Source organism: Arthrobacter sp. TMP15 (assembly GCF_039529835.1).
Lineage (GTDB): Bacteria > Actinomycetota > Actinomycetes > Actinomycetales > Micrococcaceae > Specibacter.
Window position 1 is genome coordinate 137,302 of sequence record NZ_CP154262.1, and the last position, 22,814, is coordinate 160,115.

The 22,814-nt window shown below is 57.9% G+C and carries 23 protein-coding genes and 1 tRNA gene; 13 read left to right on the plus strand and 11 right to left on the minus strand.

Going from position 1 to position 22,814, the window contains the following annotated elements:
• Position 1: 1 nt before the first annotated feature.
• The 3 genes from AAFM46_RS00580 (at position 2) to AAFM46_RS00590 (ending at position 2,410) form a co-directional block, all read left to right on the plus strand.
• Entirely contained in the window at positions 2–892 is an 891-nt protein-coding gene (locus tag AAFM46_RS00580) for an ABC transporter ATP-binding protein (protein WP_283531920.1), read from the plus strand.
• The gene (locus AAFM46_RS00585) at positions 889–1,878 is read left to right on the plus strand and encodes a siderophore-interacting protein (RefSeq protein WP_343318936.1); all 990 of its coding nucleotides are present in this window, start codon (positions 889–891) and stop codon (positions 1,876–1,878) included. Before AAFM46_RS00580 ends, AAFM46_RS00585 begins: the two co-directional genes overlap by 4 nt.
• 112 nt (positions 1,879–1,990) lie before the next feature.
• A complete protein-coding gene (locus tag AAFM46_RS00590; protein WP_343318937.1) occupies positions 1,991–2,410 on the plus strand; it encodes a VOC family protein in 420 nt (139 codons plus the stop codon).
• 47 nt (positions 2,411–2,457) lie between these two features.
• Here the strand turns inward: AAFM46_RS00590 and AAFM46_RS00595 are convergent, their stop codons facing one another.
• Positions 2,458–3,024 carry a MarR family transcriptional regulator gene (locus tag AAFM46_RS00595; RefSeq protein WP_343318938.1) on the minus strand — a complete coding sequence of 189 codons (567 nt, stop codon included), beginning with the start codon at positions 3,022–3,024 and terminating at the stop codon, positions 2,458–2,460.
• Between the two features lie 147 nt (positions 3,025–3,171).
• Between AAFM46_RS00595 and AAFM46_RS00600 the strand changes: the two genes are divergently transcribed.
• The 8 genes from AAFM46_RS00600 to AAFM46_RS00635 all read left to right on the plus strand — a co-directional run bounded on the left by AAFM46_RS00600 (position 3,172) and on the right by AAFM46_RS00635 (position 12,026).
• Positions 3,172–5,007, plus strand: a complete 1,836-nt coding sequence (locus AAFM46_RS00600; protein ID WP_283531993.1) for an ABC transporter ATP-binding protein — start codon at positions 3,172–3,174, stop codon at positions 5,005–5,007.
• 98 nt (positions 5,008–5,105) lie between these two features.
• Complete coding sequence (locus tag AAFM46_RS00605) at positions 5,106–5,879, plus strand: SGNH/GDSL hydrolase family protein (protein WP_283531916.1); 774 nt, start codon at positions 5,106–5,108, stop codon at positions 5,877–5,879.
• 379 nt (positions 5,880–6,258) lie between these two features.
• Positions 6,259–6,495 carry a 50S ribosomal protein L28 gene (gene rpmB / locus AAFM46_RS00610; protein ID WP_038465685.1) on the plus strand — a complete coding sequence of 79 codons (237 nt, stop codon included), beginning with the start codon at positions 6,259–6,261 and terminating at the stop codon, positions 6,493–6,495.
• On the plus strand, positions 6,495–6,662 hold the full coding sequence (gene rpmG / locus AAFM46_RS00615) for a 50S ribosomal protein L33 (RefSeq protein WP_044574616.1): 168 nt from the start codon (positions 6,495–6,497) through the stop codon (positions 6,660–6,662). Before rpmB ends, rpmG begins: the two co-directional genes overlap by 1 nt.
• A 4-nt stretch (positions 6,663–6,666) precedes the next feature.
• A complete protein-coding gene (gene rpsN, locus AAFM46_RS00620) occupies positions 6,667–6,972 on the plus strand; it encodes a 30S ribosomal protein S14 (protein WP_062285947.1) in 306 nt (101 codons plus the stop codon).
• Positions 6,973–7,287: 315 nt separating this feature from the next.
• Complete coding sequence (locus AAFM46_RS00625) at positions 7,288–7,569, plus strand: HU family DNA-binding protein (protein WP_038465691.1); 282 nt, start codon at positions 7,288–7,290, stop codon at positions 7,567–7,569.
• Positions 7,570–7,905: 336 nt separating this feature from the next.
• Positions 7,906–10,014, plus strand: a complete 2,109-nt coding sequence (locus AAFM46_RS00630; protein WP_283531992.1) for a cytochrome c oxidase assembly protein — start codon at positions 7,906–7,908, stop codon at positions 10,012–10,014.
• A gap of 98 nt (positions 10,015–10,112) precedes the next feature.
• On the plus strand, positions 10,113–12,026 hold the full coding sequence (locus tag AAFM46_RS00635) for an NHL domain-containing thioredoxin family protein (protein WP_343320307.1): 1,914 nt from the start codon (positions 10,113–10,115) through the stop codon (positions 12,024–12,026).
• Between the two features lie 34 nt (positions 12,027–12,060).
• Here AAFM46_RS00635 and AAFM46_RS00640 read toward each other — a convergent pair whose 3' ends face one another.
• From AAFM46_RS00640 to AAFM46_RS00660, 5 genes are all read right to left on the minus strand, one after another.
• Positions 12,061–13,167, minus strand: a complete 1,107-nt coding sequence (locus tag AAFM46_RS00640) for a hypothetical protein (RefSeq protein ID WP_283531914.1) — start codon at positions 13,165–13,167, stop codon at positions 12,061–12,063.
• Positions 13,136–14,725 (minus strand): helicase HerA-like domain-containing protein, encoded by a 1,590-nt coding sequence (locus tag AAFM46_RS00645; protein WP_283531913.1) that lies wholly within the window; start codon positions 14,723–14,725, stop codon positions 13,136–13,138. The genes AAFM46_RS00640 and AAFM46_RS00645 overlap by 32 nt, the downstream gene beginning before the upstream one ends.
• A gap of 32 nt (positions 14,726–14,757) precedes the next feature.
• Entirely contained in the window at positions 14,758–15,684 is a 927-nt protein-coding gene (locus tag AAFM46_RS00650) for an AEC family transporter (protein WP_343318944.1), read from the minus strand.
• Between the two features lie 41 nt (positions 15,685–15,725).
• Complete coding sequence (gene panD, locus AAFM46_RS00655) at positions 15,726–16,142, minus strand: aspartate 1-decarboxylase (RefSeq protein WP_283531911.1); 417 nt, start codon at positions 16,140–16,142, stop codon at positions 15,726–15,728.
• 61 nt (positions 16,143–16,203) lie between these two features.
• A complete protein-coding gene (locus AAFM46_RS00660; protein ID WP_283531990.1) occupies positions 16,204–17,064 on the minus strand; it encodes a LysR substrate-binding domain-containing protein in 861 nt (286 codons plus the stop codon).
• A gap of 179 nt (positions 17,065–17,243) precedes the next feature.
• Between AAFM46_RS00660 and AAFM46_RS00665 the strand changes: the two genes are divergently transcribed.
• Positions 17,244–18,542, plus strand: coding sequence for an MFS transporter (locus AAFM46_RS00665; protein WP_343318946.1), 1,299 nt, complete (start codon positions 17,244–17,246; stop codon positions 18,540–18,542).
• 109 nt (positions 18,543–18,651) lie between these two features.
• On the opposite strand, the gene AAFM46_RS00670 is transcribed toward AAFM46_RS00665, so the two are convergent.
• From AAFM46_RS00670 to AAFM46_RS00690, 5 genes are all read right to left on the minus strand, one after another.
• Positions 18,652–19,815 (minus strand): N(5)-(carboxyethyl)ornithine synthase, encoded by a 1,164-nt coding sequence (locus AAFM46_RS00670; protein WP_343318948.1) that lies wholly within the window; start codon positions 19,813–19,815, stop codon positions 18,652–18,654.
• The gene (locus AAFM46_RS00675; protein ID WP_283531908.1) at positions 19,812–19,946 is read right to left on the minus strand and encodes a hypothetical protein; all 135 of its coding nucleotides are present in this window, start codon (positions 19,944–19,946) and stop codon (positions 19,812–19,814) included. Before AAFM46_RS00675 ends, AAFM46_RS00670 begins: the two co-directional genes overlap by 4 nt.
• 162 nt (positions 19,947–20,108) lie before the next feature.
• Positions 20,109–20,179 (minus strand) — tRNA-Gly (locus tag AAFM46_RS00680).
• Positions 20,180–20,405: 226 nt separating this feature from the next.
• Entirely contained in the window at positions 20,406–21,584 is a 1,179-nt protein-coding gene (locus AAFM46_RS00685) for a cation:proton antiporter (RefSeq protein WP_283531907.1), read from the minus strand.
• 6 nt (positions 21,585–21,590) lie between these two features.
• Positions 21,591–22,076 (minus strand): TrkA C-terminal domain-containing protein, encoded by a 486-nt coding sequence (locus AAFM46_RS00690; protein WP_343318951.1) that lies wholly within the window; start codon positions 22,074–22,076, stop codon positions 21,591–21,593.
• An 87-nt stretch (positions 22,077–22,163) separates the two neighbouring features.
• On the opposite strand from AAFM46_RS00690, the gene dcd reads away from it, so the two are divergent.
• Positions 22,164–22,739 carry a dCTP deaminase gene (gene dcd / locus AAFM46_RS00695; protein ID WP_283531905.1) on the plus strand — a complete coding sequence of 192 codons (576 nt, stop codon included), beginning with the start codon at positions 22,164–22,166 and terminating at the stop codon, positions 22,737–22,739.
• The last annotated feature ends 75 nt before the right edge of the window (positions 22,740–22,814 follow it).

The following is a 22,814-nucleotide window of genomic DNA, read 5'->3' on the forward strand; positions in this document are numbered from 1 at the left end:
GATGACCAAAAGCGCATCGAATCCCGCCGCAGAACTATCCGCCCGTGAGCTGTCATTGGGCTATGGCGAACGCTCCATCGTAGAAAATCTGAACGTTGAGCTACCCGCCGGCAAAATCACCATCATTGTTGGTGCCAACGCCTGCGGTAAATCCACCCTGCTGCGCGGTCTGGCCAGGCTGCTCAAGCCAAGCGCCGGCGTCGTACACCTCAACGGGGAGGACATCCACAAGGTCCCCACCCGCGAATTAGCCCGCCAGTTAGGCATCCTTCCGCAAAGTCCCACCGCGCCGGACGGCATTAGCGTGGCAGATCTTGTGGGCCGCGGTCGCAGTCCGCACCAGGGCTGGTTCCGGCAGTGGACCCCGGCCGACGACGATGCCGTGGCCGCCGCGCTGAATGTCACCGGCACACAGGAGCTAGCCGACCGGAGTATTGATGAGCTTTCCGGTGGGCAACGCCAACGAGTCTGGGTAGCCATGGCGCTGGCCCAGGAGACCAAGGTTTTGTTGCTTGATGAACCCACAACGTATTTGGATTTGGCGCACCAAGTAGAGGTTTTGGATGTGGTGTCAGAGCTGAACGCCCGCCGGGGCATCACCGTAGCGATCGTGCTGCATGATTTAAATTTGGCCGCACGCTATGCCGATCACCTGATTGCCATGAAATCCGGCGCCATTGTGGCCCAAGGTCCACCCGGGGAGATCCTGAACGCTGAGCTGGTGTACAAGGTGTTCGGACTGGACTCGGTGGTGGTCCCGGACCCTGTAGTGGGCACTCCGATGGTGGTTCCCATAGGGCGCCGTGCTGCAGCGTTGGCTGATAAAGCGGCAACCCTATTATCTAATGCCGGTGTGGGACGCGTTCCCGCCGTAGAAGGAGTTCAGGTATGAGTGCGGCAATTCTGGCAGCGACCTCCATGCAGGAACCTCTGGTTGCGGACCCTATCAAGCCCATGCGGTCATTTGATTTACGGGTCAGTGCCGTTCAGCGGTTGAGCGAGCACTTCCGCCGTATCACCTTAGTTGGTGACGACCTTGCACTCTTTGGCTCCAATGCTGCCGGTGAGACCCTGGATTTGCGTGTCAAGGTCATGATCCCCTCACCGGGCCACGCGCTGCCTGAGCTGAACAACATCCGTGGCTCTTTGCAGGATGACTGGTACCGGAATTGGCTTGCCTTGGATGAGGCGGTGCGGGGAGTGATGCGCACTTACACGGTCCGTGCCCTGCGCCCCGAGGTTCCGGCTTCGGGTGGGAAGCCAGCCGTTCCTGCTGAGCTGGACATCGATTTTGTGCTGCATTTGGATGCCGGATCTGGACCAGCGGCCGAATGGGCCGCCGCTGCACAACCGGGGGACTCGCTGACGTTGGTGGGCCCGTGTGCGCGCTGGGGGGATTGTGTGGGCATTGAGTTTGCGCCCGGGGAGTCTCAGCGCGTCCTGCTCGTTGGGGATGAGACGGCGGTTCCCGCAATTGCCGCCATTCTTGAAACCCTGCCCCCGCATGTCAGCGGCCATGCCGTGCTGGAAGTGCCACTGGCTGACGATTTCCTTGATATTACGACGCCGGCCAATGTGGAAGTTCGGTGGTTGGCGCGTGGGGGAAATCCGCACGGTGAGGTGATGTCAGCGCAGGTGAGATCCCTTGTTGTGCCGGCAGCGTGCGCGGTGGGAGAGGAGCCCGAAGAGGTGGATATTGACTCTGCCATCCTGTGGGAAACCCCCGCTACGGCCACCGGTCATGGCTTATACGCCTGGATTGCTGGAGAGGCGGCAACAATCCGAGAGCTGCGCCGCTACCTGGTCCGGGATGTGGGTATGGACAGGAACGCGGTGGCGTTCATGGGATATTGGCGCAAAGGTCAGGCGCTTTCATAATAATTGGTGGCAGCTCCCTGCCAACTACTGACTTTGGTGGCGAACCGGGGCATAATTTCACTCATCCCCACGAGGTTTTCCATTCAGTAAAATGTCCGCAAGGAGCAACACCATGGCAACACAACTGAACCCGTATTTGAATTTTAGCGGTAACGCACGGGAAGCCATGGAGTTCTATCATGGTGTTTTTGGTGGTGAGCTGGAGCTAAGCACGTTTGGAGATTTTGCGATGGCTTCGGACCCGGGCGACGCGGACAAGATCATGCATTCAAGGCTGGTGAGTGAGAACTCGTTGGTGCTGATGGGTTCAGACACACCCAGTTCCATGGAAATTTCCCGGGGCACTGACCATGCCGTGTCCCTCAGTGGCCAGGACGAGGTAGAGCTGCGCGATTATTGGGACAAGCTCTCCACCGGTGGCCAGATTGTGATGGCGCTCGAGGCGGCTCCGTGGGGAGACGTCTTCGGCATGTGCACCGATAAGTTTGGTGTGCCATGGATGCTTAACATTGATATGACTCCACAGGCATGACACGTTTTATGATGAAGAGGCTTCTGAGCGAGGAGTGAAGCAGGTATTTAGTGGGGTAACTGCCCGAGAATCCTGGCTAGTTCGGCACGGTCGTGTGCGTTGAGGGTGGCAAAGTACTCCGTGGACTTGTCGCGGCGCTCGGCACGGATGCTGTTATAAAGCTCGGCTCCGGCATCGGTGGCCACGATGAGCTTGGCTCGCCTGTCGGTGGGGTCCGGTTCTCTGCACAGAAGCCCCTTAGCCTCGAGTTGGTCAACCACTTCAGTGGCCGAACGTGGCGCAATACGCAAACGCTCGGCCAGATCCTTTAGCCGAGTCACACCGACCGCACCGGATGCCCCGCTATTGCAGTTCGCAGCATTGCGGTTCGCAGCATTGCAGCTGGCAGAGCCCGGTGAGACATCCGGCTGCGCCCGCTCCTGCTGCGCCGGCGCTGGTTCACCCGGGACGGGCTCACCCGGCGCTGGACGATTGCGCTGCAATGTCATCAGTGCCCGCCACTGATGCGGGGTTAATTCCCAAGGGGCCAGCTGTTGGGACCACGTCCGGCGCAGCCCCCGAAATGCCGCGTGAAAGAGTTCGCCCAGATCGGTCGCGTCGTCAATGGATGCCATAAAAACAGCATACTAAATTTGACCCCCAACCACATAGTGAGGTAACCTCGCTAATAGTTGGTGCGAGTCCCGCGCCCCGCACACCATCTGGAGGTGGCGCCCTTGACTAAAAGAAACGTCAACCAAAAACAAAGGCCCAGCCGTGAACTGTCCGGCTCACCAGGCCTGAATTCACGCGGGCCCGCCCGCGTGAAACCCGGGGATGAAGCGCAAATCAAGCGCCACCCGGTGAGCATGCGCCGCATTGTGGCCTTGTTCGCACCACACAAGGCGAGTATTGCCGCCGTCGTACTCTTGATCAGTGCCTCCAGCCTGATCTCGCTGGCCCAGCCGTTCCTTGTCCGCGGGGTCATTGATTCAGCCCTGCCGGAAAAGAATCTCAAGCTACTGGCATGGCTGGCCGGTGCCATGATCGCCGTCGCCGCGGCCACTGCCCTGATCGGGGTGGTGCAAACCTGGATGACCACGGCCATGGGCCAAAAAATTATGCACACACTGCGAACAAGACTATTTACACACCTACAAAAGCAGTCGCTCTCATTCTTCACAAAAACCCGCAGCGGCGAAGTGCAATCGCGGCTAAATAATGACATTTCAGGCATGCAGTCCGTTATTACATCCACGGCAACCGGAGTCGCCTCGAATCTGACAACCGCGGTGGGGACAGCGATCGCCATGGTGGTCTTGTCCCCGCAGTTAGCCCTACTCTCACTGATAGTCATCCCGCCGGCCATCTGGTTCTCGCGCCGGGTAGCCCTGCTCCGGCGCGACATCACCTCCACCATGCAGGCCGAGCTGGCCACCATGAACACCTATGTGGAAGAAGGCCTAAGCATCTCTGGGGTGCGATTGGCCAAAACGCTCGGCACCACCGGCCGCGACGCCGAACGCTACACAGAGAGCTCCGAACGTCTCATTGGTCTGGAACTGCGCTCGCAGTTAGCCGGCCGTTGGCGCATGGCAACTATGAGCATCATTTTCTCTGCCATCCCGGCGATCATTTATTTCGCTGGCGGGTTGCCGGCCAGCTCGATGACCATCGGCACTATCGTGGCGTTCACGGCACTTCAAGCCACTATTTTCCGCCCGATCATGGGGCTGCTAAACCTCGGAGTCCAGTGGGTCACTGCGATGGCGCTCTTTAGCCGCATCTTTGAGTACATTGATCTTGTCCCGGATATCACCGCCTCCGAAAAACCCGTTCCGCTGGATCCGGAACTTGTGCGTGGCGAGGTTCGGTTTGAAGGCGTCCGTTTCGCGTACGACGGCGGCGCTGAAGTGTTGTGTGGAATCGACCTTGCGCTACCGGCTGGCACCACAACGGCAGTGGTGGGCCCCACGGGTTCCGGCAAGTCAACGCTGGGAGCATTACTGCCGCGACTGCACGATGTCACCTCGGGCGAAGTCACAATTGATGGAGTCGACGTACGCGAAATTGCCCCGGATGTTTTGGCCCGCATTGTGGGAGTGGTGTCCCAAGAGTCATATCTTGTTCACGCGAGCATCCGTGAGAATCTCCAGTTAGCGGCGCCCGAAGCCGATGACGCCACCTTATGGAAGGCATTAGCTTCAGCCCAGATTGCTGACCTCGTGGCCGCACTGCCAGAGACACTGGACACCCTTGTTGGTGCCCGTGGACACCGTTTCTCAGGCGGTGAGCAGCAGCGGTTGGCGATTGCCAGGACTATCCTGCGCAACCCCCGGGTGCTGGTTCTTGATGAAGCCACATCCGCCTTGGATAACACCACGGAAGCTGCCGTGCAGTTAGCATTGGATCATTTGGCGGTGGGCCGCACCACGCTGACCATCGCCCACAGACTTTCTACTGTGGAAGATGCCGACCAGCTGGCCGTGCTTTCAGGCGGATCGGTCGTCGAAGTGGGGGAGCCTGCAATTCTGCGCGACGCCGGAGGTGCCTATGCCGATCTCATCGCTGCCAGAGAAGCGGAGCGCTCCCAGAGTGCGCTGGAACCGGCAAGGTAGTCACAACTGTTCGCGCTGGCAGCACCTAGACTAGGAACTAAAGACCTCACGAGTCGAGCAGATATTTGTCCGGGGGCTGCCGGCGGCAAGGAGCAGGCATGGAATTTTCACTACGGTACGTAGCCTTGGGTGATTCATTTACCGAAGGTCTTGGTGACACGGACCCTCAGCTTCCCAATCAGGTGCGAGGCTGGGCGGACAGGGTGGCCGGGCAGCTTGTGCTAGCTCATCCAGAAGAAACGGTGGGGTACGCCAACCTCGCCATTCGCGGTAAAAAAATGAAGCAGATCCTGGCGGAACAAATTGATGGTGCGGTGGCCATGGCGCCCACTCTTGTCACCATCTACTCCGGCATCAATGACATCCTGCGGCCCAGAGTAGACATCGATGCCATGATCGCCAACTACGCGGACGGAATTGCCAAGCTGACAGCTACCGGCGCGCGGGTACTGATCTTTACCGGCTACGACGCCAGTTCCTCCAAAGTTTTTGCAAGCATCCGTGGCCGCACAGCCGTCTACAACGAGCTTGTCCGCGAAGTAGCCGAGGACCACGGTGCCGAACTCGTTGACTACTGGCGCTTCCGAGAGTACTGCGACTGGCGCCTATGGGGTATTGACCGTACTCACATGTCCACCCCCGGCCACATTAATATGGCGAACAGGGTGCTGGGGCAGCTCGGCGAGACTGTACGCGTACCGATGCCGGATCTGCCGCCAATGCCTGTCAAAACTACCGCTGAGTCGATTAAAGACAATGCCGCGTGGACTAGGGAATATGTTGGGCCGTGGGTGGGGCGCCGCCTCCGTGGTGTGTCCTCGGGGGACAATCTCAGCGCGCGCTGGCCCGCGTTGCGTACGCCGCTGGGCTAACTACCGGGCCTACGATAAGGCTCATATAAAGGCCTGTATAAGGCTCCGCGTAAAAGTTGTGACCGTGCCGGGGCTGCTGTTGAGCCTTGTTCGCTCAAAGGCGTGATATGTCAATTAGTACAATTACCCCGTTTGCAACTAGACTGGGTTAGCGCTAGGTAGCGCGGAGCGTGTGCAATTGCTCCGGTTTGCGGTGATTATCCTCCCGTTGGCCGGTAGTTAGGGGCTCAAGTTGCGTGCATTCGGGTATTCTCCGGACAGCCGAGTTCCCTCTCATCATGGAAATGACGGTGGGGAATCATGCTGTCCAAGGGCGGACGCTGCCTCTTCGCACGGTTTACACCAGTGAACCGTTTCCATTCATTTTTTAGGAGTGATCATGGCAGCACACTGCCAGGTGACCGGAGCCGAGCCGGGCTTTGGACATAGCATTTCGCACTCGCACCGCCGCAACAAGCGTCGGTTCGATCCGAATATCCAGAAGAAGCGCTACTGGGTACCGTCCTTGCGCCGCAACGTTACGTTGCAGCTGTCCGTCAAGGGCATCAAGACCATCGACGTGCGCGGTATTGACGCCGTCGTCGCAGAAATTCTCGCTCGTGGGGTGAAGCTCTAGTGGCAAAAGACAAGGACGTACGTCCGATCATCAAGCTGAAGAGCACTGCGGGCACCGGGTTTACTTACGTAACCCGCAAGAACCGTCGTAACACTCCGGACCGTTTGGTTCTGAAAAAGTATGATCCCAAGATCCGTCAGCACGTTGAATTCCGAGAGGAGCGCTAAGACTATGGCTAAGAAGTCCATGATCGCGAAGAACGAGCAGCGCAAGGTCATCGTAGAGCGTTACGCCGAGAAGCGTCTCGCCCTGAAGAAGGCCCTCGTTAGCCCGACCTCCACCGACGAAGAGCGCGAAGCGGCCCGCCTGGGTCTGCAGAAGCTCCCGCGCAATGCATCGCCGGTACGTGTTCGTAACCGCGACGCCATTGACGGCCGTCCCCGTGGAACGCTCCAGAAGTTCGGCATCTCCCGTGTACGCTTCCGCAAGATGGCGCACGCTGGCGAACTGCCCGGCATCAAGAAGTCCAGCTGGTAATACCCAGTTCTAATTAGGGCGGTGACCTTCGGGTCACCGCCCTTTTTGCTGCCCTTCTCACTTTTACTGATCACCCCTCCGCCACCACGTTCACAGCCGTGAGGGTTGCACCATAGGCCCCTAAGCGGGGACAAATCACGGACAGAGTAGTTGGCTGAGAGCGAAATATGCCTAGATTCCGGGGAAATTGACCCAGAAAACGCCGCAAAATACCGAAATTTACCGGAATCCCGCGGAATAACTGGTAAGTTCGCTAGCAGTGGTTGACACGCAACCGCGTGGAATTGGATTTACTTTACGTCCAGGAGGACAAACATGGCTAAGAATCGTAGCGAACTGGTTGCTGAAGTTGCAGCAAAGGCTGAGACCAGCCAGACAGCAGTAAACGGCGTACTGGATGCACTCTTCTCAGTATTCGAGAGCTCCGTTGCAGCCGGCGAAAAGATCACCATCCCGGGCTGGCTCTCGATCGAGCGCACAGACCGTGCAGCTCGCACAGGCCGCAACCCGCAGACCGGCGAGACCATCCAGATTGCGGCAGGCCACAGCGTCAAGCTGTCCGCTGGCTCCAAGCTGAAGGCTGCTGTCAAGAAGTAATTTCTTCACTGCAATAGGTGAGGGCGGCCGGCATTTGCTGGCCGCCCTCACCTATTTAACCCTCACCTAGTTAGGCTCGGGGGTGGATAATACTTTTCGCACCATGCCCACCAGGGGCGAGAAGTATTATCCACCCCCAGGCTTGCAAAAGGTGCACGCCCCACTTCCTGAGAACTGCCTGATTCGCACTATGTTCCCCAGTTGCAGGAGAATGGGAGTGTGCCCCCCGTAGATTCTGCTCAAGCCACGTCAATCCGCCCTGCACCCGCTTCACGCGGGGGCACCTTCGCTGACGGTATTCGTAGCCGTTGGTGGTGGCTCGGATTGGCGTTCGCGATGGCCGCGGTTGTTGCGTCCCTGATGTGGACCGGTGCAGCGGCTGTAGCCCAACTTGCCGACCCTGGCGCGTTTACCCGGTGGGGGCTTCCCATTGCCACCACCATTCACGATTTGTCTCTTTCAGCTGTCATTGGTGCGCTGATCTTCGCAGTGGTGATCTTGCCCAAAGACCTCCACGCTCACCGCCCGCATACGGGCAGGATCAAAGAGGATTCTGCAAAACGGACGCAAGTGCCGGAACACCCCGCCTTCACGCGCGTAATGACGCTGGCCATGGTTGCCGGTGGCGTATGGACAGTGTCCTCTATTGCAGTTCTCGTGCTGACATATTCAAGTATTTCCGGACTCGCGCTATCTGGATCCAATGAATACACCAATATGCTGGTGTTCTTCATGACTGAGCTGCCCGTGGGGCAGGCGTGGTTGCTGATCACTATTGCGGCGGCAGTTGTCACCACCATGGTGATTGGTCTGCGCAACATCAGCGCGTTGGCCGTACCCCTTGTGCTAGCCATTCTCTCGTTCGTTCCGCAGGCCTTGATTGGTCACTCGGCTTCCAGTGCCGACCACAAGGGTGCGGTAAACTCGCTCTTCCTACACATCACCGGTGCCTCGCTGTGGGTGGGCGGCATCATTGTCTTGGTGGTTGTCTCCGGAGTGTTGGGTGAAATCACAGCCCAGACACTCAAACGCTTTTCCGCCCTGGCGATCTTTGCCTTTGTTGCCGTGGCAGGGTCCGGGGTCATCAACGCGGCCATCCGCATCACCAATTGGCATGACCTCTTTTACTCCTCCTACGGTCAGCTGATTTTGGCAAAATCGGCTGCCACCATTGTCCTTGGTGTTATTGGCTGGATGCACCGTGAATGGGTTATTCCTCGACTGGCCGGTGGCGAACGCAACAACGGCACGGCAAACACACGGCGGTTGCTGTGGCAGCTGATCTTCGTGGAACTGCTGATTATGGGCATTGTTAGCGGGCTGGCCGTGGGGCTGAGCCGCTCGGCACCGCCTCAGTCACGAGAACTCGCGCAAGAAGCTCTCACACCTGCCCAGATCCTTACCGGGTATCCGCTGCCACCAGAACTTGAATTTTCCCGTTGGTTTAGCGAATGGCGCATGGACTGGCTGTGGGTGGCCTTTGCCGTGTTGGCTGGAGCGGCATACATCATTGGGATGGTGAAGCTTTACAAGCGGGGCAATAAATGGTCTGTGCTGCGCAGCATCTCTTGGTTTGTTGGGCTCCTGTCCCTGGTTTATATCACCTCAGGTGGACCGGCAGTTTACGGTGCTGTACTTTTCAGTGCGCACATGGTTGAGCACATGGCGTTGATGGTGGTGGCCCCGCTATTTTTGGCGTTGGGCTCACCGATCTCTCTGGCTTTGCAGGCCCTGGTGCCCCGGCGCGATGGTTCCCGTGGTCTGCGCGAGTGGATTCTTGTCCTTGTGCATTCCAAATATTCCAAACTCATCACGCACCCGTTGTTTGCTGCGGCGAACTTCTCCGGCAGCCTGATTTTGTTCTACTACTCGCCCGCATTCAATCTAGCTATGCGTTATCACGTGGGCCACGAGTTAATGATCATTCACTTCACGCTCACTGGTTACATCTTTGTGCAGAGCATGATTGGCGCCGACCCCTTGCCGTTCCGTGCGCCCTACCCACTGCGACTGGTGCTCCTGCTGGCCACCATGGCTTTCCATGCTTTCTTTGGTGTGTCTTTGATGATGGCCACCGCACTGCTCTCGGGTGAATACTTCGGCAGCATGGGCAGGCCCTGGGGTGATGCGGCACTGATCGACCAACAGACAGCCGGTGGAATTGCCTGGGGTGTGGGGGAATTTCCCACTTTGCTGATCGCGTTGGGGGTTGCCTATATGTGGTCCAAATCCGATGCGCGTGAAACTAAACGCAAGGATCGGGCCGCTGACAGGAATAAGGACGCCGAGCTGGGCGCTTACAATGACATGTTTGCCCAACTTGCCGCTCGTGACGCCGTCACGGACAGCTCACACCGGGGTCCGGCTATGCCTCATCGGCTGCAGCATAAGAGCAGCGAGACAAAGCCAGAGGCCAGTGCGAAGGACAACAGCAGGTCCCAGTAGGCAAACACGCCAGCAACACAAGGTTCAATAGCAGCATGAGAAAGTGAGCCGGGGTCCCCGGCCGGTAGGCAAGGAGAAACGTACTAGTGGATTCCGCAATGAAAACCAGCCCCGTCCGCATCAGGGCTTCGGAACTTGAAGGTCGCGGCTGGTTGAATACCGGCGGTGCAGAGCTGAACTTGGAAATGTTGCGCGGCAAGATTGTCATCCTGGATTTTTGGACATTTTGCTGTATCAACTGCTTGCACGTCCTTGACGAACTGCGCCCACTAGAAGAGCAATACAAGGACGTCCTTGTCACCGTGGGGGTGCATTCGCCAAAATTTGAGCATGAAGCGGACCCCGTAGCGTTGGCTTCTGCGGTGGAGCGCTACGATATCCAACATCCAGTGCTCGATGATCCTGAACTAGTGACATGGCAGGCATACGCGGCCCGAGCGTGGCCAACGCTCGTTGTCGTTGACCCGGAGGGCTATATTGTTGCGCACCTCTCGGGCGAGGGGCATGCTGCCGGGCTGGCTTCATTTATTCCTGAACTCATTGCCGAACACGAGGCTAAGGGCACGCTCCACCGAGGTGACGGTCCCTATGTTGCACCAGAGCCAGTCTCTCGCGACCTGCGTTTCCCCGGCAAGGTCCTGCCTCTGGCGGATGGGAACTTTCTGGTTTCCGACACAGGTCATCACCGACTGGTCGAGACCGGTCCTGACCTGACAACAGTGGTTCGTACTATTGGCTCTGGCCAGCGGGGCTTCGTGGACGGATCGGCCCAAGAGGCAGAATTCAACGAGCCTCAGGGTCTTGCCCTGCTCCCGGGTGAGGTGGCAGCAGCAGTGGGCTACGACGTCGTGGTTGCCGATTCGGTGAACCACCGTCTGCGCGGGGTATCACTGGCGACGGGAGAGGTGCGTACGCTGGCCGGAAACGGGGTCCAGCGGCTCCTTGACGCTGGACCTGCCAGAGTCGCAGCAGATGGTGCAACCATCAGCGATACCCACCTTGGCACAGCACCCCTTGACGTGGCGCTGTCATCACCATGGGATGTTGCTTACTCCTCGACGCTGAAAACAATTGTCATCGCCATGGCCGGCACGCACCAGATCTTCGATTTTGATCCGGCAAGCGGTGCACTCACTGTGGTGGCTGGGAACGGTTTGGAAGGGTTGCTCGACGGCGCGGCGGAGCAGGCCTGGTTTGCGCAACCATCCGGCCTGACTGAGGACGCACAAGGCAACATCTGGGTTGCGGATTCGGAAACCTCTGCACTGCGCGTGCTGAAATTTACGGACGACGGCGGCGTGCTGGTTGAGACGGTCATCGGCGAGGGTCTTTTTGACTTCGGCTTCCGGGACGGCGAGGCCGCGGCGGCCCGCCTGCAGCACCCTTTGGGCGTTGCGGTTCTGCCGGATGGTTCAGTAGCTGTGGCGGACACCTATAACGGTGCTGTCCGCCGTTATGACCCGGCTACTAAGACTGTTAGCACCTTGGCCCGTGGCTTGGCTGAACCCAGTGATGTTTTGCTTGATGAATCTGGTGAGATACCGCTGCTCATTGTGGTTGAAGCCAATAAACACCAGCTTGTCAGGCTCCCTTTGCCAAAGAATGCTCTGCAGGTGGATGAGGGTGCTGCCCAGACGCAGCGGCCCAAAACTGGGATTGCCCCGGGTGAACTTGCCCTGACAATCAATTTCTCCGCACCGACCGGGCAGAAACTTGATGATCGGTGGGGGGATCCCACCCAGCTGAAGGTCTCTTCGACACCGCCGGAACTGCTGCTTGAGGGGGAGGGGACGTCGGTGGGTCTCTCCAGGACCCTAGTGCTATCAGCGGACGTGCCTGAAGGTGTCCTGCATTTCACTGCGCGTGCAGCGGCATGTGACGGTGGCGAAGATGCCAACGGGGAGATCCCGGATCATGCAGCGTGCCACCTCTACCAACAAGATTGGGGTATCCCAGTTCTGATGAGTGCTGACGGGGCGAGCGAGCTGGCACTGGACCTGCGTGGGATCTAGCGGCGGGATCCAGGTGCCGAATGAGTGGTCAGTCTTAGTAGCTGACAACGGGGGTAACTGAAACGTCGGTCCCCGTGATTGACAGCTTGGCCGTGAAACCAAAGTCTTCTACCTCTTTGACCTCGGAGACGAGACCGGTGAACAGGTCCTGTTCTTGATACTGGACCTGAGCTTTTACGCTGAGCGGTGGGATGATCCACTGGCCGCCGTAGGGCGTGATTGTGATGGCCGGATACTCAACGATGGACCATTCCACAGGGGAGAGTACCCGGTTGTTTGTGCCTGCACTCATGGGGCATCCGGTGGGTAGCAAGACTGCTTGCTCGGCACAGGTGTCAAGATATTTACCGATGGCACCGCCTACCTGCGCCAAAAGGTCACTTGTGGGCCCGGTTGCGAGCCCTACCGCAGGAATGGCCTCGCCCGGAGCGCTTACAGTGCGTGTAACGGGAGGCGCTGCGAAGAGGGGGGAACGGTATTCAAGTTCATAGCTACCGGGGTAGAGCACGGCGAAAGAGTTTTTGCCCTCCGGCATATTGACGTCTACGCCGTTGATTATTGCTTGATTGGCGTTGACAACTGAGGCGTTTATTACCGGCAGAGTTCGCGGCACCATGACCCAGCTGTTAAAGAAAAGCCATTGCTGGGGACCCTGCGTAAGTTTGAAATCGGTGCTCATAGCTTTTTTGTTGAGTGTGTAACTGACGCTCACAATTTTGCTCTCGTCAGGGCCATCCACGGCGTCAGCAATCATCAGGTCCGTCATTGCTTCTTGGGAGGACGCCAGCGCTTCCCCGTCCAGGACTGCGGCATTCGCTGCGGGTACTTTGGCGTTCAGAAGACCAAGAGCCTTGGCCCCATCACCTTCTTTAAGCGCCGACAAATAATTGGCAACGGACTTTTCGGGACCAAAGTCGTTGGTGTTGACAACTGCAATGGTCACGATTGAAGCGGCGACTGCAAGCATAAATATGAGCAGCCACGTTGCTGCGATTTTGACGAGCTGGGTACCGTTCTTCACCCCGTCAACTGTACCGGGTTCAGGTGCTGGCTCTTGAATCTGGGGTTCCTTCTCGGTGCTCAGCGCGTCATCTACCCCTCGTTGTACGCTAACGACGACGCCTTCGTGGAGCAGTCCCAAACATGTCTCGCATCAGATTTCGGCCAAGTGAGCTTCCCATGGAACGGACCATACTTTTAAGTCCACCACCCAGCGCCCCACCCAAGACGTCCATGACATCTGAGGCCATCCCGCCGTCGTTGTTTGGCGCAGGAAGAGACACCGGAGGTGGTGGCGGAAGTGGCGAACCCGCCGCCGGGCCAGTCTTCGGTGCGGGCTCGGCTGCAGGAGCTGCCTGTAGTTTCTCGTACGCAGAAATGGGGTCGACGGCGGTTCCATAGGTGGGTAAAAGCGCGGACGCCGCAATGACGGCCTTGAGTGTTTCCGCTGAGCAGGCTCCCATCACCGACCCGGGGGCCCGCAAACGTGTCAGAGCAACAGGTGTGGGCGCGCCATTTTCATTCATGACAGTGACAACTGCCTCACCGATTCCAGCGTTGGTGAGCACCTCGGCCAGGTCGTAGTCATTTATAGGGAAAGTTGAGACTGTGGCCTTGAGTGCTTTGGCGTCCTCGGGAGTGAAGGCGCGCAAGGCATGCTGGATCCGGTTGGCTAGCTGTGCCAGGACATCTGATGGCACGTCTTTAGGCGTTTGGGTGACAAAGAAGATCCCCACACCCTTGGAGCGGATCAGCCGGACCGTTTGGGTGATGGCGTTTAAAAATGCTTTGCTCGCACCGTTGAACAGCAAGTGCGCCTCGTCAAAGAAGAACACGAGTTTGGGCTTGTCTAGATCGCCCACCTCGGGCAGATCACGGAACAAGTCCGCCAGGAGCCACATCAGAAAAGTGGAGAACAGCAGGGGCTTGTCCTGGATGCTGGGGAGCTCCAGTGCGGTAATGACCCCGCGCCCATCCGGAGCTTTGCGCAACAGTTCTGCCGTGTCGAATTCAGGCATTCCGAAGAACTCTTCCATGCCCTGGGCCTCAAGGGTGATCAGTTTGCGCAGGATCACTCCCGCTGTGGCCTTGGATAGTCCTCCGAGGTCATGCAGTTCCGGTTTGCCCTCATCCGAGGTTAGGAAGGTAATGACTGCGCGTAGGTCTTTCAGATCGTATAGCTCAAGCTCTTTGATGTCCGCGTAGTGGAAAACAAGTTGCAAACTGGACTCTTGTGTTTCATTGAGCTCAAGCACACGGGCAAGCAGGATGGGGCCAAACGAGGTGATAGTTGCACGTACCGGGACGCCGTTGCCGTTGCCACCAAGTGCCAGGAATTCTACCGGGAAGGCCTGAGCTTGCCATTGCTGGCCAAGTGTTTGGGTGCGGGCTGTCAGCTTTTCGTTGCCTTCAGCCGCTGTGGCCAAGCCGGTGAGATCGCCCTTGATGTCGGCCATGAAAACGGGGACCCCAGCGGTGGAGAGTTGTTCGGCAATCATGTGCAAGGTGACGGTTTTACCCGTTCCTGTGGCGCCTGCTACCAGTCCGTGCCTGTTCATCATGGCTAATGGGAGACAAATCTGCGCCTCGGGGGTGATTTCTCCGTCCACGATCGCTGCACCGAGAGCGATGGAAGAACCGCTGAACGTGTAGCCGATTTGAAAGGCGGCGATCAACTCTGCTGGGGTTTTTGTAGCCATAACGACAGCGTACCGCGCCCCAGCCCAAGAGGTCAGCCCAAGAGGAAGGCAACCGCGAACATGGCGGGAATGGCCAGAACCGTCGTGGCCAGCACCGTGTCTTTGGCAACTGTGACGCTCACTTGGTAGCGCTGGGCAGTAACGTACACGTTTTGGGCGGTGGGAAGTGCTGCGGCAACTACCACCGCAAACAGTCCTGCCCCGCTCATACCTAGGGCAAAGTGTCCCAGAAGAAACGCAACCGTTGGGTGGAGAATGAGCTTGAAAGCGGTGGCCAACAAAATATCGCTTCGTCGCCCGTCGGCTGCTGATAGGGGTTTACTGGAGCCCAGCGACATGCCAAAGGCGATCAAGATGGCAGGAATGGCGGCCCCAGCTATCAGGTGCAGTGGTTCGGCAACGAGGTTCGGCAGGTGCCAAGTAGTTGCAGCTAAAACAAGTCCCACCATTGTTCCCACGATCATCGGGTTACTGATGATCTGTAACAAAACACGTCCCGGTGTGGCGCGGCGACCACTGGTGAGGCTGTCAAGCAACAACAGATAGAAGGGAGTGTAGAAGGCCAGTTGAAACACCAGTACAGGAGCAATGAGTGCTGCGTCCCCTAGGACGTAGGCGGCGATCGGGATGCCTAGATTGGCCGCATTTGCCGTAGAAGAAGACATGGCAGAAAGAAGAGATTCCGCCAGCGATCGTTTGAGCCAGAACTTCACGATCAGTAGAAACGCTCCACCAGTGATGACAGCGCTTACCGCAGCCACTAAAAGAGGTTCTGCGAAAACACTCGCCAGGTCTGCTTTGGCAAGAGTCTCTACCAGCAGCGCCGGGCTAGCTACGAAGAACGAAAGCCGGCTAAGCACCAACGGCGCATTCTCGCCAAGTACATTTCGTCTGCCAACAAACCACCCCACTAGGATGACGAGCCAAACGACGGAGAATCCCTCGATGACAGCTAACATTTAGGGGCAGCTAACACTGAGGGGCAGGGGAGGAGAAACGGCTAGTGGCTTTGCGCCATGGCGGGGCGCAGCAGGCCCGGCAGGATGGCCTCGGCGGGATCCGTGCCCAAATGAACTATGGCGTTCGCCGCATCAACGTGCACTACGGATGGGGCAAAGTCCAGAGCCTCCGCCGTGGTCATCTGGGCGTAGGTCATCAAGATGACAAGGTCGCCAACATCCACCAGGTGAGCGGCTGCGCCATTGATACCTATGACACCGGAACCGCGTTCACCGGCAATCGTATAGGTTTCCAGCCGGGCACCATTAGTGATGTCCACAATTGAGACAAGCTCCCCGGGTAGGATATCGGCGGCGTCGAGCAGGTCCGAATCCACCGTTACCGAGCCTACGTAGTGCAGATCGGCGTGAGTGACGGTTGCGCGATGAATCTTGGATTTAAATATTGTTCGAATCATAACCTCTCGAGTCTACCGCGTAAGGACAGGGCCGTGATGTGTCCGTCCTCACGGTGGGTGCTCACCGCCTGCCCACTGGTGTGAGTTTGCGCCCCATGATCGCTTGAGTCAAAGCATCCACAACCTCAGTGTTCGCAAGGGGATTTCGGATCAGGGTGAAGTCCACAGCGCCCACAGGCGGGAGCTCAAAGCGCTTCGTGATGATTTTCAGGTCCTCCGGAACAAGCGAAGTCGGCATGACAGCAACACCGATTCCGGCACGCAAAGCAGCAAGGACACCACTGATTTGTTTAGTGGTGCAGGTGACCCGCCATGTTCGGCCAGCATCTTCCAAAGCATCAAGAGCGAGTTTCCGGCTGAGGCTCGGCGCCGGATAAACAATGACAGGAACCGGGGCGCCAGGCTCAAGTACTGTTTGTTCCAATCCCACCCACGCGAACGTATCTTGCTTGACGACTTCACCCTCCTGCGCACCTGAAACCCACTTAACAAACACCAAATCCAGTGCCCCGGCTTTCAGGCGGCGGTGCAGCTGATCGCTCTGGCTCACTGTCAGCTCGAGGTTGATTTGTGGGTACAGCTGACGGAATTCGCGCAGAATTCTGGGCAGGCCCGTGATGGCAAGATCATCAGCGGTCCCGAAGCGTAACCGACCGCGCATCGCAGCACCGGAGAAGTACCGTGTGGCTACATTGTTGGCGGCCAGAATGGTTCTGGCAAACCCTGCCATTGCATCGCCATTATCGGTCAGACGTACTTCACGCGTGTCACGGGTGACAAGAACACGGCCGGCCGCCTGCTCGAGTTTGCGAACATGCTGGCTGACTGTGGGTTGGCTAATACCAAGACGCTCGGCGGCCCGGGTGAAGTTACGCGTTTCGGCTAGAACTAAGAAACTTTTGAGTTGGATGGGATCAAAAATGGGGGTGTCGGACACTGTAGGACTCCCTTGCGTAATTACGAACTCCAATAGTACTTATAGGCATCATACTATTTCGTTATAGATCCCCACCGCCTAGGCTTGAAGAGGTAAACCCCTTCCGCCCTCAAAGTCCCAGGACCAAAGCGTTGACGCCCCCTCCAGTTTCACCAGATGCCGCCATGACCGCACCAATCAACCTAGTGAGAACACGTCCGCCGTGGAACCAGACTTTCTCGTCACTAAAAATCCGCAACTACCGAATCTTTGCCTCGGCGAACCTCCTTGCCGTCATCGCCTTGTGGATGCAGCGCGTGGCGCAGGACTGGATGGTGCTCGAACTCTCGGGGTCGGTCACCGCCGTCGGAATTACCGTGTTTATGCAGTTCATTCCTTCCCTTGTCCTTATGCCGTTGGGTGGAATTCTTGCCGACAGGTATTCAAAGCGGATGATCTTGATGATCAGCCAAGGTGTGGCTGGTGGCCTTGCGGCGATCCTGGCTGTCCTGGCGCTGTCCGGACACCTGGAGGTCTGGCACATTTACGTCATTGCTTTCGTTCTGGGCCTGGTGGTGGTTGCCGACCAGCCCGCACGTCAAGTCTTTGTCAATGAGCTTGTTGGCCCGCAGCAGCTACGAAACGCCATCAGCTTGAATTCCTCCATTTTTCAAATGGGTGGAATGATCGGCCCGGCCGTCAGCGGCGTGCTGATCATGGCTGTTGGCGGCGGCTGGGCCTTTGCCGCCAATGCGGTGGCATGCACAGTCACGGTGCTCTCGCTGCTGTTCATCCGCACCAATGACCTCATCCGGATGCCGCCGGTAAAACGTGCCAAAGGTCAGCTGATGGAGGGTGTTCGGTACGCCGTGAGTAAGCCGACCATTGTTTGGCCAGCGGCTATGGCGGCCGTATTCGCATTGTTTGGGCTGAGTCTTCCCGTGCTGATGGCTGCCTATGCCAACAACGTGTTCGACGTCGGTGCCGGAGGCTATGGTCTGCTCAATACCCTCGTTGCGCTGGGCGCGCTCTGCGGGGCGCTTGCCTCCACTCGCATTGCCACCCTTAGGCTACGCGGGGTCATGGCGGCTGCTGGTTCATATGGTGTGGTGTTGATCATCGCTTCGCGGGCACCAAATATGCTCACCTTTGGGGCAGTCATGGTAGTTGCGGGGCTCGCCTCGTTACTTTTCCTTACGAGCGCCAACCAATTGGTGCAAATGTCTACGAACGTACTGATCCGCGGGCGCGTCATGAGCCTGTACATCATGGTTTTAATAGGGGGCCAGGCGCTGGGAGGCCCACTGATGGGCTGGCTGGCCGAGCGTTTGGGCGTGCAGTGGGCCATGCTGATGGCCGGCGGGATGCTAGCGATGGCAGCCCTGGTGTTTGGCCTTGTGCTGGCTAAGAAGGGGCAGCTGACATTGCAGGTGAATCTGCGTAGCGTGCGACGACCCGTGTTTATTGTGCCAAAGACTGGCTGAGCAACTGCTTTGGGCTGCACAGCAGCTGGGCTGTTTTACCCAGAGGTAAATACATCCCAGCTGCCCACGATCAGCCCGGAGACTCAGCCCCGGAGACTAAGCTCGGAGATTAAGCCTGGTCAAGCGGGAGGTGCGGATAACTTTCTTGGCGTTTTTGGAACTCCAGGATTGCCGGATTGATGATGACGCCGTCGGAAATCTCAACAGCGCGTTGGATGGTATCTGTTTGGGCCCACGTCTCACGGCCAGCCAGGACCGGTTCAATGAACGGCATCAGCGCTTCACTTATTTCCCACGTAGCCGAGTTCCACAGGTAACTGGGGCTGTGGTCAACCGCGTAGTAATTGATGTGGTCACCAACAGTGAACATGGGATCGGCAAAGGTTGTGCTGCGGGCCCAGCTGAACCCCATGCCTTCATCGCAGGAAACGTCAACAATCAAGCTGCCCGGCCGGAGTGCGGCCAGGTCCGCTTCCGTCAAGTAGGTCATGGGCGCGTTGGGATCCTGCAAAGTACAGTTCACAATTATGTCCGCATCAGCCAGGAAGTCGCTCAACGGCACATCGCCATCATCGAGCATGACAAAACCCATGTACGGCGGCTCAGGAGCAAAATCAAACTGCACCATTTCAACCGAGTGAATAGGTGCTGCAACTGCTGCAACGTAGCGGCTGGTCAAAACCTGAATATCGTAAATGCCCAGTGCCTTCAAGGCTGTCACCGCGCCACGAGCCGTGGCACCGAAACCAATTACCACCGCACTGAGGCGCCGTCCGTAGTCACCTGTTGAACCTGTTAACGCCAAGGAATGCATGACTGAGGAATAACCGGCGAGTTCGTTGTTCTTGTGAAACACGTGGAGCCCGAAACCTCCGTCTGAGGCCCAGTGGTTCATGACTTCAAAGGCGATCAGCGTCAACTTTTTATCGATAGCAAGTTGGGTTATGGCGCGGTCCTGGACGCAGTGCGGCCAACCCCAGAGGATTTGTCCGTCCTTGAGATCTGCCAGGTCTGAGGCCTGTGGCTTCGGTAGCAGGATGACGTCAGACTGCGCAATGACTTGCTCGCGGGAGGCGACAGCGCCCACCAAGGTGGCCAAGACGGCATTGGACATACCAAAACGGTCTCCGTAACCCTCTTCGACCACCATCTGGGCGAGAATCTCCGGTTCCAGCCGGACGAAATGTTCGGGATGGATCGGTGCCCGCCGTTCATCAGGCTTGCGCGAGGCTCCCAATACACCCAGACGCAGCCCGTTTGTTTGGGCGCTCATTTCTTCTTTGCGGGTGTGGGCTTGTCCGCGATGGGGGCTGTGGATTCGCCGGCCCGTTTGTCAGCGCGCTTTTCCTTGATGGATTTGCTTGATTTCTTTGATGCAGTTTGCCGTGGTGATTTGTCGCCCATGTCAGCTCCCTAAGGTCGGGTCAAAGTGACCCCATGGCCTGACCTTACACTCCCCGGGCTGTGACAAGGACGTTGGCAGCATGAGAATGTGCGTTTCATGCTGTGTGTGAAGCGGCGCAAAAAGAAACACCCCGGCCCATTGGGCCGGGGTGTTTCGAAACGAGCGGGCGACGGGAATCGAACCCGCGTATCGAGCTTGGGAAGCTAGCGCTCTACCATTGAGCTACGCCCGCATTGGAAAAGATCCAGCAAGCTGACTCAATGTTCCGCTATTGATTGTAGCCGGTCTGCGGGCCTGCTTATTACCAGTGACACGCACTTTTTAGCGTCTGGCAACGCAAATACCTCACTCGTGGCACTCCGCCTTCGGCGGGAAAGCACCGTGGGCGGGATATCACCGTGGGCGGGCTGGGGCAGTCAACAGCCGAGCATTGTCGGCGGACGGGCACAGTCGGTGAACTAAAAGACCGGCTCCGGCTTCTTGCCCTGGAGGGCGCGGACCAGTGGCTCCACATAACGGGCGGCAATGGGGCCGCTGACGGCCATGATGAGCACATATGTGGCGGCCAGGGCGGCAAGCTCCCCAGGTACTGCTCCGGAGGCCACGGCTAAGCCGGCAATGACGATTGAGAATTCTCCACGCGCAATCAAAGCGGCACCGGCACGGGCACGGCCGGGGATGCCAATGCCCTGCCGCTGCGCCGCCCACCAGCCGGTGGCCACCTTGGTGATCGTTGTGACAAGAGCTAGGAGGAGTGCCACACCGAGAACAGGAGGGATGCTGCGCGGATCGGTGTTCAGTCCGAAAAGAACAAAGAACATGGCGGCGAAGAGATCACGCAAGGGCTCAAGGACCCGTGTGGCGTTCTCTGCGGTGCCCCCTGATATTGCGATCCCTAGCAGGAACGCCCCAACGGCTGCCGAGACCTGCAACGCTGATGCCACCCCAGCCACAAGCAGTGCCGCACCGAGCAGCTTTAGTAGAAAAGATTCCCGGTCGGGGCTGTCTAAAACGCTGGAGACCATGTGCCCGTATCGCAGCGCACCCAGCAGGACCAAGGTGATGACGGCCAGCGAAATACCCACGGCCGTGAATCCTCCCATGAAAGACATGCCCGATAAAACGGCAGTCAAAATAGGTAAATAGGCCGCCATGGCGAGGTCTTCAATCACCAAAATAGCCAAAATGACAGGAGTTTCACGGTTTCCGAGCCGGCCAAGATCGCCAAGAACCTTAGCAATGATGCCGGAGGAAGAACTGTAGGTGATACCGGCCATCACCAGGGCACCCACGGGACCCCAGCCCAGGATCAACGCAACTCCTACCCCTGGCAGCATGTTCAGAACCAGGTCAACCAAACCTGCCAACCAGGACTGTTTCAGGCCTGTTACGAGCTCCTTTGCCGTATATTCCAAACCAAGCATAAGCAGCAGGAGGATGACACCAATTTCGCTGGCAATATGGGCGAAGCCGTCAATCCCACCCAAGTTAACGAAGCCACCTTCACCGAAAGCCAGGCCTCCAAGCAAGTAAAGCGGTACGGGAGACATCCCAATGCGCCCCGCGAGACGACCCAAAAAACCGAGCCCGAAAAAGACTATTCCAAGCTGGATGAGGGAGAGGGTCGTTGCTTCCACGGCGAACTACAACCGTGACTGCAAGATGAGTGCAGCTTCCGCAAGCCCTTCATCGGTACCAACAATGACAACCATGTCACCTACATGCAGGGTTGCGTCCGGACGCGGTGAACCAACCACGTCACCGTCCCGCAGCAAGGCGACTATGGAGGTCCCTGTCCGTGTGCGCATCTGTGTATCGCCCAAGGGCCGTCCAGCGAATGCGGAGCCCTTGCGAATCATGATTTGGTGCGTACTGACACCCGAAACACTTTCCTGCTCGGCGCTGAGTTGAGCAATGAGCTGGGCTGATCCCAAGAGCGTTCCCAGCGCTGCGGCTTCCTCGGCGCTGAGCGGTATGGAAGCGGCACAAGCGTCCGGGTCATCCACACGCGAGAGGATCAGTTCTGTGTGGCCGTCACGATGGGTTACAACACCAACGCGCCGTCCGGTGGCTAGCCGCAGTTCTCTGCGCACACCAATGCCTGGAAGAGGCGTCTCTTCAATATTCATGGTTCTTACTTTAGCTGTGGAACGCGCACAAGGCCCACGCAGGACTCTTGCTGTAGTTCTTGGGGGTAAATGCGCTATTTTTAGTAGGTGCTGATCTCTGACCGCGATATACGTGCCGAAATTGCAGCCAAGCGCATTGTCTTGGACCCCTATGACCCTGCCATGGTGCAGCCGTCGAGTGTTGACGTGCGCATTGACAGGTATTTCCGCCTGTTCGATAACCACCGCTACGCTCACATCGATCCGGCGGAGGAGCAGCCCGAGCTGACTCGGATGATTGAGGTTGCGCCGGAGGAACCTTTCATTCTGCATCCGGGGGAGTTCGCCTTAGCCTCCACCTATGAAACCGTCACTCTGCCGGACGACGTCGCCGCGCGCCTAGAAGGAAAATCCTCTCTGGGCCGTCTTGGTCTTGTTACGCACTCCACGGCGGGCTTCATTGATCCGGGGTTTTCCGGTCACATCACCTTGGAACTTTCCAATGCGGCGACTCTGCCCATCAAACTCTGGCCCGGGATGAAGATTGGTCAGCTTTGTTTCTTCCAGCTGAGCTCACCCGCCGAGAACCCGTACGGCACGGGCCCGCACCAGAACCGCTATCAGGGTCAGCGCGGCCCAACAGCGTCACGTTCCTTCCTTAACTTCCACCGCACGAAGATCTAGTGGACACGAAGTCCTAGTGAACCGGGGTTCGCTTAAAGTACGCACCCAGAACCTGCCCTTCCCTTAAGAAGGCGC

What these genes read in the sequence shown, in the direction of transcription:
- AAFM46_RS00635 (WP_343320307.1), top strand. Translation starts at nt 10,113, where the DNA reads ATGAAAACCAGCCCCGTCCGCATCAGGGCTTCGGAACTTGAAGGTCGC.
- AAFM46_RS00625 (WP_038465691.1), top strand. Translation starts at nt 7,288, where the DNA reads ATGGCTAAGAATCGTAGCGAACTGGTTGCTGAAGTTGCAGCAAAGGCT.
- AAFM46_RS00595 (WP_343318938.1), bottom strand. Translation starts at nt 3,024, where the DNA reads ATGGCATCCATTGACGACGCGACCGATCTGGGCGAACTCTTTCACGCG.
- AAFM46_RS00665 (WP_343318946.1), top strand. Translation starts at nt 17,244, where the DNA reads ATGACCGCACCAATCAACCTAGTGAGAACACGTCCGCCGTGGAACCAG.
- AAFM46_RS00645 (WP_283531913.1), bottom strand. Translation starts at nt 14,725, where the DNA reads ATGGCTACAAAAACCCCAGCAGAGTTGATCGCCGCCTTTCAAATCGGC.
- AAFM46_RS00675 (WP_283531908.1), bottom strand. Translation starts at nt 19,946, where the DNA reads ATGGGCGACAAATCACCACGGCAAACTGCATCAAAGAAATCAAGCAAA.
- AAFM46_RS00670 (WP_343318948.1), bottom strand. Translation starts at nt 19,815, where the DNA reads ATGAGCGCCCAAACAAACGGGCTGCGTCTGGGTGTATTGGGAGCCTCG.
- panD (WP_283531911.1), bottom strand. Translation starts at nt 16,142, where the DNA reads ATGATTCGAACAATATTTAAATCCAAGATTCATCGCGCAACCGTCACT.
- AAFM46_RS00590 (WP_343318937.1), top strand. Translation starts at nt 1,991, where the DNA reads ATGGCAACACAACTGAACCCGTATTTGAATTTTAGCGGTAACGCACGG.
- AAFM46_RS00690 (WP_343318951.1), bottom strand. Translation starts at nt 22,076, where the DNA reads ATGAATATTGAAGAGACGCCTCTTCCAGGCATTGGTGTGCGCAGAGAA.
- AAFM46_RS00585 (WP_343318936.1), top strand. Translation starts at nt 889, where the DNA reads ATGAGTGCGGCAATTCTGGCAGCGACCTCCATGCAGGAACCTCTGGTT.
- AAFM46_RS00580 (WP_283531920.1), top strand. Translation starts at nt 2, where the DNA reads ATGACCAAAAGCGCATCGAATCCCGCCGCAGAACTATCCGCCCGTGAG.
- AAFM46_RS00650 (WP_343318944.1), bottom strand. Translation starts at nt 15,684, where the DNA reads ATGTTAGCTGTCATCGAGGGATTCTCCGTCGTTTGGCTCGTCATCCTA.
- AAFM46_RS00605 (WP_283531916.1), top strand. Translation starts at nt 5,106, where the DNA reads ATGGAATTTTCACTACGGTACGTAGCCTTGGGTGATTCATTTACCGAA.
- AAFM46_RS00630 (WP_283531992.1), top strand. Translation starts at nt 7,906, where the DNA reads ATGGCCGCGGTTGTTGCGTCCCTGATGTGGACCGGTGCAGCGGCTGTA.
- rpsN (WP_062285947.1), top strand. Translation starts at nt 6,667, where the DNA reads ATGGCTAAGAAGTCCATGATCGCGAAGAACGAGCAGCGCAAGGTCATC.
- rpmB (WP_038465685.1), top strand. Translation starts at nt 6,259, where the DNA reads ATGGCAGCACACTGCCAGGTGACCGGAGCCGAGCCGGGCTTTGGACAT.